Source organism: Leptotrichia hofstadii (assembly GCF_007990525.1).
GTDB lineage: Bacteria > Fusobacteriota > Fusobacteriia > Fusobacteriales > Leptotrichiaceae > Leptotrichia > Leptotrichia hofstadii.
Map to the genome: position 1 here is coordinate 45,209 of NZ_AP019823.1, position 12,764 is coordinate 57,972.

10 protein-coding genes are annotated in these 12,764 nt (G+C 29.2%); all 10 read right to left on the reverse strand.

Going from position 1 to position 12,764, the window contains the following annotated elements:
- Nucleotides 1–58 precede the first annotated feature (58 nt).
- Nucleotides 59–1,816, reverse strand: coding sequence for an ABC transporter ATP-binding protein (locus tag FVE77_RS00185; RefSeq protein WP_026745496.1), 1,758 nt, complete (start codon nt 1,814–1,816; stop codon nt 59–61).
- A gap of 142 nt (nt 1,817–1,958) precedes the next feature.
- Entirely contained in the window at nt 1,959–2,942 is a 984-nt protein-coding gene (locus tag FVE77_RS00190; protein WP_232052929.1) for a polysaccharide deacetylase family protein, read from the reverse strand.
- A gap of 444 nt (nt 2,943–3,386) precedes the next feature.
- Nucleotides 3,387–4,115: a glycosyltransferase gene (locus FVE77_RS00195; RefSeq protein WP_026745494.1), complete on the reverse strand. Its 729-nt coding sequence runs from the start codon at nt 4,113–4,115 to the stop codon at nt 3,387–3,389.
- On the reverse strand, nt 4,087–5,643 hold the full coding sequence (locus FVE77_RS00200) for a glycosyltransferase family 2 protein (RefSeq protein ID WP_026745493.1): 1,557 nt from the start codon (nt 5,641–5,643) through the stop codon (nt 4,087–4,089). The genes FVE77_RS00195 and FVE77_RS00200 overlap by 29 nt, the downstream gene beginning before the upstream one ends.
- 31 nt (nt 5,644–5,674) lie before the next feature.
- Nucleotides 5,675–6,769, reverse strand: coding sequence for a glycosyltransferase family 9 protein (locus tag FVE77_RS00205; protein ID WP_026745492.1), 1,095 nt, complete (start codon nt 6,767–6,769; stop codon nt 5,675–5,677).
- Nucleotides 6,770–6,911: 142 nt separating this feature from the next.
- A complete protein-coding gene (locus tag FVE77_RS00210; RefSeq protein ID WP_026745491.1) occupies nt 6,912–8,015 on the reverse strand; it encodes a glycosyltransferase family 9 protein in 1,104 nt (367 codons plus the stop codon).
- 41 nt (nt 8,016–8,056) lie between these two features.
- The gene (locus FVE77_RS00215; RefSeq protein ID WP_026745490.1) at nt 8,057–9,196 is read right to left on the reverse strand and encodes a glycosyltransferase; all 1,140 of its coding nucleotides are present in this window, start codon (nt 9,194–9,196) and stop codon (nt 8,057–8,059) included.
- A gap of 142 nt (nt 9,197–9,338) precedes the next feature.
- Nucleotides 9,339–10,349, reverse strand: a complete 1,011-nt coding sequence (locus FVE77_RS00220) for a capsular polysaccharide synthesis protein (RefSeq protein ID WP_036087608.1) — start codon at nt 10,347–10,349, stop codon at nt 9,339–9,341.
- Nucleotides 10,342–11,643 (reverse strand): O-antigen ligase family protein, encoded by a 1,302-nt coding sequence (locus tag FVE77_RS00225; RefSeq protein WP_026745488.1) that lies wholly within the window; start codon nt 11,641–11,643, stop codon nt 10,342–10,344. The genes FVE77_RS00220 and FVE77_RS00225 overlap by 8 nt, the downstream gene beginning before the upstream one ends.
- 62 nt (nt 11,644–11,705) lie before the next feature.
- Nucleotides 11,706–12,728 carry a glycosyltransferase family 9 protein gene (locus tag FVE77_RS00230; RefSeq protein WP_026745487.1) on the reverse strand — a complete coding sequence of 341 codons (1,023 nt, stop codon included), beginning with the start codon at nt 12,726–12,728 and terminating at the stop codon, nt 11,706–11,708.
- Nucleotides 12,729–12,764: the final 36 nt, after the last annotated feature.

Consider the following 12,764-nt stretch of genomic DNA (forward strand, 5'->3'; position numbering starts at 1 on the left):
ACTTTTTATTTATTTAAACAAAATATAATTTATATAAATGAATTACAATGTTTTTTTGTTATTTTTTATTAGCTATATCAAAATTTTTATTATATAATGCTTTGTAAATTCCGTTTTTACTTAATAATTCATTATGGTTTCCTATTTCTTTTATTTCCCCCTTCTGTATCACTACTATTTTATTACTATTTTCGATTGTTGTCAACCTATGAGCTATAACAAATGTAGTTTTTCCTTTCATAAGTTTTTCGAGTGCGTCCTGAACTAGTTTTTCAGATTCATTATCAAGTGCTGATGTAGCTTCATCTAAAATTAAGATCTGTGGATTTTCCAAAATTGCACGTGCGATTGCAATTCTTTGCTTTTGTCCACCAGACAGTTTTATACCACGTTCCCCAATTTCGGTATCATATCCATCTGGCAGGCTTTCGATAAATTCGTGTGCATTAGCTTGCATGGCGGCTTCTACTATTTCTTCTCTGGTAGCGTTTTGGCGGCCATATCTTATGTTGCTAAGAATTGTTCCTGCGAACAAGAAGGTTTCCTGTGGTACAATTCCAATTGCTTTTCTGAGACTTTTAATATCATAATTTCTAATATCAGTGCCATCAATTTTTATTGAACCATTAGACACATCAAAAAATCTTGGAATCAAATTGACGAGCGTAGATTTTCCGCCACCGGAATTTCCCACAAATGCAACAGTTTCACCTTTCTTGACGGTTAAGTTAATATTCTTTAATATTTTTTCAGGATTGTCTTTATATTTAAAATCAACATTTTCAAAATTTATATCATTTAAAAAATTTTCAAATTTTATACAATTTGGCCTATTCACAATATTTGGAATTTCTTCCAGAATTTCAGAAACTCTTGTAATTGAAGATAGATTTACACTTATTGCATTAAATCTTGTCATAGCTCTTTTTGCAGGTGTGTACATTGATGAAATTGCACCTATTATCGTAATAAAATCTCCAGGCGTAAAATTTTTTGCCCTCAAAACGCGATATCCACTAAACATCAATAAAAGTGCAATTATTATATAATTTAATGCTTCCATGATGGAATTAGCTTTCGCATTGTATCTGGCAGATCTTACAGCAATTTTCTTTAAACTATTATTTTTTTTCTTAAAATTATTTATTTCATACTCTTCTGTAGCAAATGCCCTTATAATCCTAATCCCCGACAATGTTTCCTGCAACTTGGAATTTAGCCCATCTAATGCCTCTTGCCGCTGCCTTCCTGAACGCTTTAGCCTTTTTGCATATCTTCTTACTGTAATTACAAGGATTGGAGTAACAACCATGACTCCTAAAGTTAAATCAAAATCTATATAAAATGCTATTCCTAAAAAAAAGACTACTTTTATTATTTCAGAAATCATATCAAAAATCTCTAATATAATTGAATTTATATTGCTAGGGTCTGTCATGACACGTGTCATCATATCCCCTATTTTTTTGCTTGAAAAATATTCCATATCTAAAGTCTGTATCTTGTTATAAATATCAGTAACTATGTCCTTATAGATAGAAGATGAAATTACAGTTGAAAAAATTGTATTCCAATACATAAGTACTGCTCCAACTGCCGCAAGCATTATCATTGCTCCTGCCGCATATAAAATATCCTTTTCACTTTTTCCTGCAATACCTTTATCAAACAGCCTTTTTATCAAAGCTATTGGAGCTGAAGAAACAAGAGATGATATTGTTGCAAGTAAAAGATTTAGTATGATTAATATATAATATTTTTTTATATATTTTTTCAGTTTTTGAATCCCACCAAAATCTAATTTTATTTTTTTCATATATTTAATTTGCCTTTCGTTATTTACTTGTATGTAAACCTTTTTTAAAATATTTTACTAAAGCCTTGGTATATTGAATTTTTAGTCTTTAAATTTAAAAATGGTTTAAATAAATTTCAAATTATTTTTCTCCATTGTCTAATTAATGTTTTTTTACAAAAATATTTCGTAATTTTCTGTAATATACACCACTACCGTCAGTCAGCTCCCTTTTAAATTCATCAAAACTTTTAAAATCGTCTCCGCTTACTCGATAAATCCAGTTTTTATTAAGTTTTAATGAGTTTACGCCTTTTCTTGTAGTAATAAATACATCAACTCCTAATTTTCTTATATCTTCACGGTTTCCTTTGTATCGGTGTCCCCAAGGATAAGCCAGACAATCTGGAGTTTTTCCAAGTTTTTCTTGAATAATCCTTTTATTTTCCAGAATTTCAAATTCTACATTTTTTCTAAATTCTTCTTCACTAATTTTGTCAAAAAATTCATTTTGCTTTTCTTTAAACAATTTATTCAAAAATTCCTTTTTTTCGTTTTCAGATTTATTATTTTCCTGAAGTTGTGCAATATTTCGATATTTTTGTACAAAATCCTTCTTTGGTTTGTATCCAGGAATTGAAATTTTACTTCTTAATTTAAATACAGGAAGTCCATTTAATTTTTCCGCATCTTTTTTTTGAGAATAATTTCCTTTAAAAAACAAATTATAACTTTCTCTTTTAAAATACGGCGAACTTTCATTGCTGTAAAAATCAAGCACTTCAATGTCTTTTATTGTTAATTGATGTGAATGTGTATGAAGCTGAAAATCAATTAATCCACTTTTATACATTTCCCTGATTTCATCCCAATTGAGGTAATCCTCATCTTCTCCAATAAATTTTGTATTCAAAAATATTGTTGCTTTCATATTGTATTTTTTTAAAATTGGAAAAGCCAAAGTGTAATTATTTTTATAGCCATCATCAAAAGTTATCAATATTGAATTTTGTGGCAATGTATAATTTAAATTCTTTAATTCTTCCATTTTAAAAGTTTTTTTATCTTTTATCCATTTTATGTGTTCTTGAAATTCATCTACAAAAATTCCACCTTTCCCTTTTTCACTGTCAACACTGTGATACATAAGGCACAAAACGAAATTTTTTCTAGTTTTATTATAAATAATAAATATGAAAAACAAGAAAATTATTATCAAAAATAAATATATCATTTTTTCCATCCTTTATTTACTATAAGTAAAATTATCTTAAATACTGAAGAATATTTACTTCAAAAGTTATTTTTTATTTTAATAAATATTAATTTTACATTTCAGTAGAAATTAAAGAATTTATATATTTATTCTTTTTAATTTTGAATCAATATAATTATATAATAAAATCATTTTAAAAGCAAACTCAAAAATTAGAAATATTTCAGTCAAGCTAAAGATTGCTTAATCTTTAAGTTTGATATTAAAGGAGTTTGGAAGTAAAATGAAATTATTACAAATATTTCTACTTATATTTTATACGAAATATAAAAAAATAACAACTAAAAAATACAAAAAATATTTATTAAAATAAAATTATAATTTACCTTTTAGTTTTAAAATTTTTGCTCTGATTTTTTTTACTAATCTGTCAATTTTAAAGCTCAATACAGTGTTTTTACGATTTTTGCTAAAATGCACATGTCTTTTATTTCCAATGTGAGTTACATAAGGTTCCTTAAAAAATACTGTTTTAAATCCCCGCTCTTTATAAAAATCAGATAATACCTCTTCATATCTTTGATTTTCCAGCTTTTCATGAAGCCCAAATAAATCCATATCCTTTTTTCTTCTTAGAGCCGGATTATAAGTAAATATTTCACCTTTTACGCTATAATACTTTTCGCCATTTTTAGAAATATAGTCTTCGTCATAGAAAAAACCTTCTGCAAAATCTTTTTTATCACGTAGTCCAACAACTAGAATTTTTTCATCTTCCTCCATCAGTTCCATTGATTTTTCAATAAACCCTTTTTTTAAGAACTTCCAGTCATCTTCGCAATGAAAAATATATTTGGTATCGACTTCACGGTAAGCCTTGTCAATTGACTTTAATTGTCCCAATCGGGTTTCATTAATTATAAGTTTAAAATTTTTATTATTATATTTTGAAATTAATCTCTCCAATTTTTTCCCTTCAGTACTGTCTTCTGTAATTATTATCTTTTTAATTGGATAAGTATTGTATTTAAAAAAGCTGTCAAGCGTTTCTTCAAGCAGGTCAAATCTTCCACAGCTAGTTATTACCAGCGTTACTTCTTCCATATCTATCAAGCCCTTTCTTAGCTTTTGTTTTTTTATTCTCTATTGCATTTGCCAAATATTCATCATTCTTTTTCAATCTGCTTCTGTCATTTTCGTTATGATATAAATGGCAAGTCAAAGCCTCAAACTTCAGTTTTTTCTTTTTACATCCAATGTTAAACAGCCTTACAGCAAGTTCACTATCCTCTCTTCCCCAGCCTTCTATTTCTTCCTCAAAACCATTTACTCTAATTAAATCATCTTTAAAGAAAGACATATTGCAAGATCTTACTCCACGTAAATTTCTATCTACTTTTGTAAAAATTTTTGAAAGAAGTTTGTTTCTTACCATATTCATATTGTTTTTTAGACCTTTAGTAAAAAGATTTATTTTTTTGCCTTCCATTATTTCTTTTGCCGCAATTGGCGAAGTTATCACTCTTGAGCCCTGAATAAAGCATCCTTTTTGCATATTTTTTATATGATCTTCGACAAAATGCCTATTTAATATCAAATCGCCGTCTATTATTATTATGTAGTTTCCAGTTGCCTTGCTTATCGCCCTGTTTCTAGACATTCCAGCCCGAAATCCCTTATCTTCCTGCCATGAGTGAATAATATTGCTCTTAGGATAGCTTTGCTGAAATCTTTTTACTAAATCTATTGTTTCCTGCTTTGAGCCATCATCCGCAATTATAATCTCCTTTGGAGCGACAGTTTGTTCTAATGCGCTATTTAGACAGGCTTCCAGAGCTTTTGGCCAGTTGTATGTAGTAATAACGAGAGAAGTGTCGTTTCCTAAGTTATTGTAATATTCTTCCCGCAGCTTTGTATACTTTGTCATTGTATAGATGGAGCTGTATTTAGCAAGCAGATAGCCTTCATAGCCATCCATGAACCCCAGCTGGAAAATATACATCCTTAAAAACCTGAATACCATCTTGAAATATATTTTTATAAAACTTGGATTTTTACCTTTTTTTATATATTCTTTGGCACTTTGTGAAGTATATCTGTTTAACTTTTCAAGGAATTCCTCTATGCTGTCATAAGTATAATGGATTATCATTTCTTTTATTTTTTTTATTTGACTGTCAGTCTGGTACTGCTCATGAACTTCACGGCTATTTATTTTTACTTTTCCATTTTTCCATAGCCTGATTACATAGTCATCCCATCCCCCAAATTTTATTTCTTTTTTGAAAGCTATATTTCGCAGTTTAATTTTGTAAACATCACCTGATAGATTTTCACTGTTTATAATTGATTTTATTTTTTCCTTCAGTTGTGGCGATATTACTTCGTCAGCATCTATTAACAAAATCCATTCACCCTTGCATTTTTTTAAAACAGCATTTTTTTGAGGACCGTATCCTTTCCACTTTTCTACAAAAACTTTTGCTCCCTTCGCAAGTGCAATTTCCACAGTTCTGTCGTTACTTCCACTGTCTACAACTATTATTTCATCAGCTATTTCTCTTACCGAATCCAAAGTTTTCCCAATTCTGTTTTCCTCATTAAAAGTTATTATTCCTACGGATAATTTCATCAGCATTCTCCTATTTCATATTTTTTAATTCCTAAACAGCAGGCAAAGTATTCTTTTGACATAATTCATCAAACATTTTTTCAAAATTTACATCATTAATACGATTTTCAGGATAATCAATTAATGTATTGCCTTCTTCCCTTATACGCCATTTATTTTTATTAATCTTCGGACCATAAAAAGCCATTATTTTCTTATCCAGCCCTTCGGCAATATGTAAAATCGAAGTATCAAGCGACACTACCAAATCGCTGTTCTTAATTATTGATATAGAATCCAAGATGGTTCTAGATTTTTCAAAGAATAAAACATTTTTATTGTCTGTTTTTTTTAGGATATTATGTATTGTTTCCCTGTCATTTGGCGAATCTAGAATTATAATTGTATAATCCTTGTACATTTCCCCCAGCCTTTTTATTATAACAAGTGCATTTTCCTCGTTTATCTTTCTCCCTCTTGAAGCTCCAAAAAAGTTTAATGCTATTATCTTTCCTTTTACATTGTTTTCTTCAATAAATGCGGCTACGTTCTTTTCTGATTCTTCAGAAACAGGAACATCATATTTTGTGTCTTTTATTTCAATATTTACACTTTCCACCATTTGCTTATAAATTTGAATCATTTTTAAAGTATTGTTCTGCTTTATGTTTTTATTGTAAATATGGTATCCATCCTTGTTGTATCCAACGTTTACGGTTGCATTTACCCTGTTTAGAAGGTAAACTTGCTTGTATTTTAGCCCTTCAGTTGAATCAAAAAGGACATCATAGTTATTTTTCCCAAGTGTTTTTGCAATGCTTCTCCACTCCTGCATCTTTTTCCTGTCAAGAATGTAGTATTTATTAATGTTTTTGTTTAGCTTTAACAAATTTTCGAGGGATTTGTCTGCAACAACATCAATTTTTATGTTGGGATAATTTTTTCTTATTTCCCGAAAGATGAAGGAGCTTATTATGTAATCTCCAATTTTTCCATCTGTCCTTAAAAATAAGATACGCTTTATTTCTGAAGGCATAAGATTAATATTCTTTTTCTTTTTATCAAATATATGGCTTAGCACTTCATTTTTTTTATCAACCAGTTTGTCCCTATATGGTCTATAAAATTTCCAGTTTATTTTATTCATTCTTTTTATTCCTCATACAGATATAATTATTTACGTTAGTTCGAGGATAACGCATAACCCTTTCCAGTTTATTTTATATCTAAGCTTTGCTCGTATTTGCCAAGAGGCGTTGAAGCATGCTTAAATAATAAATTTATATTGGCTAGTTAGTTTCAGATATTTTTTCAATTTGAGCATTTAACCATTTTATTGGTTCAGACAGTGAAAAATTATATGTCTGATTGTGGTTTCCAATGGTTTTTGAGATTACTTGCAGGCTGTCATCTGTTGTTTTAGGAGACCATCTGCATAAATTGTATTTATTGTTTGCGTAAAAGCTCAAAAGGGGCTTATTTAGTGAAGAAGCTATGTGAACTGCCCCTCCATCCACTCCTATTACTAAGTCAGCTGTCGCCATAAACAAAACATATTCTTTAATGTTAAATTTGTTGGATAAGGAAATGTCCAAATCTTTATTTATATAACTGATTAGTTTTTTATAATATTCTTTGCTTCCATCAGTTTTACCCATAATAATTTTCACATTTTTTATTTTATCATTTTCAATATTATTTAATAGCTCAGCGATTTCTTCTGGCTTCATTTCTCTGTCGCTTCCTTGCGGAACTAATAAAATTTTTACTTTTTTATTATTATCTTCAACTCTTTGAGAATCATATTTCCAAAATTTTTCCATTTTTACAATATCTTTTTCCAAAAGTTTAATATGCGGTTTTTGTTTTTCTATTTCAAAATATTTAGAAAATTCAGAATTTATCAAATAATCTATAATATGCGTTTCAACAGGCGGAGTACAGTCAAAATCATAATTTTTTACATTTTTTCTGTTATAATAATGCCCTTCGTAACTTTCTCCAAAAATCATTGTAATTTTGGGACTTAATACTTTTTTCCAAATCATACGCTTTGTATTTTCCTTGCTTAAAAAGTCTAGTAATACATCCCACTTTTTACGATTTTTAAGTACATCGTTCCGTTTCACGGCAATATCTATTATTTTTTCATTTTCATTGCATAATTTAGTAAATTCCAGATTTCTATTTGTTACTACTATTCCTAGCTTTATATCAGGATACATTTTTTTTAACTGCCTTGCATAGCAAAAAGACATTAAAGTATCGCCAATAGAGTCTTTAGGATTTAAAAGTATTGATTTTATATTTTTCAAATCAATATCGCTGTGCTTTTTTTTAGTACCAAACAGCCATATTATTACTTTGGATTTTATTCCATTTACTATACTCATATGTAACCTTTCTTTACATTTTTCTAAATAGCTATTTATTTTTAGGAATTTATATTTTCAATTAATTCCTTTAGTTTTGCTTTATTGCTTTCCATTGAAAAATCATTCGCTCTCACAAGTGACAGCTTTCTATAATTTTCATATTTTTCATTTTTATTCATCAGTTCATAAACTTTTTCAACAAACGTATCTTTATCATTTAATGGAATTAGCTCTCCATATTCACTATTTTTCCCTAATATATCCTTAGGTCCTGTAGGACAGTCATAGGCCACCACAGGTGTTCCAAAAGCAAGGCTTTCCAGCAATACAGTCGGCAATCCCTCATACTTTCCAGTATGCACAAATAATTTAGCATTTTTAAAGAACGGATACGGATTTTCAATTTGCCCAAGCAGAATTATATCGTCTTCCAGCTTGTATTCTTTAATTTTTTGTTTAATCAATTCCACTTTTTCACCATTTCCGATGAAATAAAGCTTCTCTTTTATTCCACGCTGTTTTAATTTATAATAAATGTCTACTAGGTGTTCAGGCTGCTTCTGTTCTGTCAGACGTGAAACTTGCAGGAAATAGTCCTGCTTTAAATAATTTTCATACTTTTTATCAATATTTTCAGCTTTTTTACGAATAGCTTCTAAATCTATCGGATTGTAGACAAGTTCCACTTTGTTTTTATCCATTCCTAAAATTTCGACAAATTCATCTCTCATTGTATCACAAATTGCCAGTATCTTATCATATTTTTTATATTGCTTTTTATATTTTTCTATTTTGTCTGCACTTAGTTTCTCTCCAAAAGTAAGTGAGAAATGAATCCAGGCAAATACTGGCACTTTTATATCAAAATTATTATATTTCAATAAATTTGACGAATAATCTATAATAACATCATATTTATTTTCTTTTATTGTTTTTTCAACCTTTTTCAAATAAGTTGCCTTTGCCCTTATTCGATAAATTTCTTTAATAAGTTTATTTTTACCATTATAGTTATCAAATAAGAATTTATAATTTACCTTTTCAGGAATTTCATTTTCAAATAAGTTGTTTTCCCCATGATTCCAAGTTATAAGCAAATCAACATCGTAATTCAGTTCCACCAGGTTTTTTAAAACGCTAAGCAAAACTCTTTCTTCTCCACCCATACTAAGATGTCCGTGCAATACCAATACTTTCATTTTTTCCCCATTCTTAATTACTATAAAAATCTTCTTTTTTATATCAATCTACAATACTCTAAAAACTTAAAATTCATGTTATTATGAATTTTTTAGAAGAAATATTTAAAAAATATTATTTTAATCACTTTATACAGCTATTTTAGTCTATTTCATACATTTTTTTAAAATGTTCCAGAAAACTTCCTGCTGTATTCCGTTTTCCAGCGTCAATTTTATATGTAAGTTTGTGAATATTGATTCTTTTAGTTATTTCATCCAGCTTTTGCTGTGAAAATTTATCAAACCATACTCTTATCATTTCGTGTGTCAATGCATCTGAAACAACTTTACATTTTTTATCCTTGTAATAATTTTCGATTAACTCAGTATACAGCACTTGAAAGAAAAAGTAGTTTGGAGCTAAATCGTTATGTTTCCAGAAGATTAGCAGCATATCTAGCAACACCTTCAATACTTCATTGTTTTTCTTTGCAAAAATTATGCTGTTCAACACTTTGACTTTCATTTCATCATTCCACGAAAAATAAAAGTCATCATAATCTTCCCAGTCCTTTTTCTCTTCTAAACTAAGGCTGTCATCCCTTTGGAACATAAAATAGTCCATTTCAAAATATTCCTGCGGCAAATAGTCTGTAAGCAAGATTGTCGCATCAATCCACACACCACCATAGTTAATTAGTAAAGCTAGTCTTATTATATCTGTAAAATGTGCAAAATTTATTTTTTTAGCTTCCAGCTTTTGTAAAATATATTCCGGTATCTCAAGGTAATCATTTATGTTGTTCATGTCCAAGTGTATTACCGTGTAGTCTTTTTTATATTTTTGTACAGATTTATAGCTTATTTTCACTACATCAGGCAATTTTTCAAAATCCCATCCTTGCCCCCAGAACTGCCATATAATTTTTTCATTCTCAAATGATTTTTTTGGCTTAATCTGCTCTGCTTTGATACCTTTTGTAAAATATTCATTTAAAAGCTCATTCCAGTCTTCTCCAACCATTTTTTGAGTTATAAAGTAAACTCTGTTTTGGATTTTATTAAATAATTTTTTTGGCATCATTTCCTTATATATATATTTATATGGTTTTTGCCTTAGTTTTTTGTTAAGCCTATCAAGTTTTGAAATATTAAATTTGTAATTATTCATTCTCATCTTGTCCCTTTTCCAGTTTTATTTTTTCTTTCCATAAATAATTCAACAAAAACAGCAATATCACTGAAGTTATAATCATGTATTTATTATTCAGGTTAATATCAGTAATTCCTTGTATTGCCCATGCCGCAAGAGCTGCCTTCGTACCGATTTCGAGAGCAACTAGCCTGCTGTCAATGTTTTCCTTATTTTTGGAAAAGTTTATGGAAGCCGCCTTCATAAAGGTGCTTACGAAGAATATTACGAGGAACAGGATTCCCACGATTCCAAAATCCAGCAGGAACTGGAGGTAAGTACTGTGCGTATGTACATAATAAATTGGCCATTCACTCAGACGGTCAAGGAAATTCTGATGAACATACTCGCTAACGCCTATTTTTTGGTAATATTTGAGATTAAAATCTTTCCTGTCTTCCCATTGCCATCCTAACACAGGCTTCTGCTTAAAGGCTTCAAGTCCAGTTTTCCAAAAAATTACTCTCAGGTTGCTGGAAGGATCCTTTTCATAGTTTACGATGTACTGCAGTCTATCTGTAATTGAGTTTGGAAGGGCGAAATATCCGCCTAGACAGATGAGGATGGCAACTAGAATATATCTTTTCCTTTTTTTGAATATGATATAGAAAACTGTAGGCAATAAACAGATATATACCATTTTTGACCTGTTTACAATAACTAGAAACAATGTCAGCGCCGTCATTATAAATAGAAAAACTTTTATTATTTTATTTTTTTTATTATCCTTATTTCTATAAAATAGCAGAAAAGACATCAGAAACAGCAAAATTATGCACATTATATTTGCAAAATCCTGAACAGTCAAAATAGCAGTAATTCTTGGATAATACATTCCTACTGGCTTTGCCCATTCTTTATAGTCCTTAATAAAATTGAAAGTAGCAAGAATCATCACTATTGTGGCACTGAAAAGCGTAGCTTTTAGAAGAATCATGACTTTTTTCATATCCTTTACGAAAAAGACGAACGGAAAGAAAATAAGATAACGAAGAATATAGTTATCCAGACGAGTATCTATTCCCCCATCAAAATATGCTATTATAAATGGAACAAAAATAAAAAGCAGCAATTCTATCGAAAATTCAATATCCAGAGATTTAAATAGCGTCTTTCTGTTTTCCCTTGAAAACATGGTAATTATAAATATTAATGACAAGACACGTATAGCAACATTATTTTCAAATTTTTCTGATAAAAATAAGGCCATTCCAACTAATAGACAAAAAGCAAATCCTATTCTGTTTATAATTAAATTAATTTTTTTATTCATACCAACCTTCTTTTCCTTTTTAAAATTTTTTCCAGTTTAAATTTCAGTTACATAAATCTGAACTATATTTCAAGATGATTCATAATTTCCTTAAAGACCCTGTCGGCACTAATTAAAGGGATGCCTTTGTAATAGTCTTTTCTGTATTCGTGTCTTTTCTTGGGAATTTTTACAATATTATTTTCATAGAATTCGTTGTCTTCAATAACATTGCTTTTTTCAGTCCAGGGAAAAAATCCCAAAGTCCGCTTTCCCGGTCCAAAAATCCCAATTACAAACGGTTTTTCAAATCCACTTGCAATATGAATTGGAGAACTGTCATTTCCAACGACAATATTCGCCTTTGAAATCAAAGCTCCAAATTCTACAAGATTAATTTCTCCACGAAAATCAATAACATTTTTATCATTTGGGAAATTTAGAGATAATTTTTTTTCGGCTTTTGAGCCAGTTATCCCAATAAAATAATTTTTATTTTTTTTCAATTTTTCAATAACTTCACGATATTTTTCTATTGGCCATATTTTTTCAGGTCTTTGACTTCCTGGTGCAACTAATATCAGTTTTTGTTCCTGGTTTTCAAAATATCCATGATTTTTTAAAATTTTATCAATTTTAACAAAATTTTCTTTTGCAGGATAAATTCTAATTGGAATTTTTTCTCCTTTATATTCCACCAAATCAAGTAATCTTTCCACTTCATGCTTTTTCATATCATAATGAACTTTCTTATTTAGCAGAAAAGAGCCTGTCGCTACATCAAATCCAACAATATTGGGAATTTTTGCTAATTTTGCAAGCAATATGGATTTTATAAATCTATGTGGTATCACAGCATAATTATATTTTTTTTGTTTCAATATTTTTAATACTCTCAAAAAACCTTTTATTCCTCTGTCTTTTCCCTTTTTATCATAAAGCAGTATTTCGTGCAAGTTAGGATTATTGCTTAGCACGCTCTGATTTGCCGGCAATGTTAAATAATCAATTTCTGATTTAGGATACATGTCCTTTAATCTTTGTATCAAAGGTGTAGACAAGACAATATCCCCAATGAATGCCGTATGTATTACCAATATTTTCATCTTTTCTCCTTTTTTAAACCCCCATTAATCCGAAAT

Bases quoted from the DNA above. Each gene is read 5' to 3' on its own strand.
- FVE77_RS00230 (WP_026745487.1), bottom strand. From the start codon at position 12,728: ATGAAAATATTGGTAATACATACGGCATTCATTGGGGATATTGTCTTG.
- FVE77_RS00215 (WP_026745490.1), bottom strand. From the start codon at position 9,196: ATGAAAGTATTGGTATTGCACGGACATCTTAGTATGGGTGGAGAAGAA.
- FVE77_RS00200 (WP_026745493.1), bottom strand. From the start codon at position 5,643: ATGAAATTATCCGTAGGAATAATAACTTTTAATGAGGAAAACAGAATT.
- FVE77_RS00195 (WP_026745494.1), bottom strand. From the start codon at position 4,115: ATGGAAGAAGTAACGCTGGTAATAACTAGCTGTGGAAGATTTGACCTG.
- FVE77_RS00205 (WP_026745492.1), bottom strand. From the start codon at position 6,769: ATGAATAAAATAAACTGGAAATTTTATAGACCATATAGGGACAAACTG.
- FVE77_RS00220 (WP_036087608.1), bottom strand. From the start codon at position 10,349: ATGAATAATTACAAATTTAATATTTCAAAACTTGATAGGCTTAACAAA.
- FVE77_RS00225 (WP_026745488.1), bottom strand. From the start codon at position 11,643: ATGAATAAAAAAATTAATTTAATTATAAACAGAATAGGATTTGCTTTT.
- FVE77_RS00190 (WP_232052929.1), bottom strand. From the start codon at position 2,942: ATGTATCACAGTGTTGACAGTGAAAAAGGGAAAGGTGGAATTTTTGTA.
- FVE77_RS00185 (WP_026745496.1), bottom strand. From the start codon at position 1,816: ATGAAAAAAATAAAATTAGATTTTGGTGGGATTCAAAAACTGAAAAAA.
- FVE77_RS00210 (WP_026745491.1), bottom strand. From the start codon at position 8,015: ATGAGTATAGTAAATGGAATAAAATCCAAAGTAATAATATGGCTGTTT.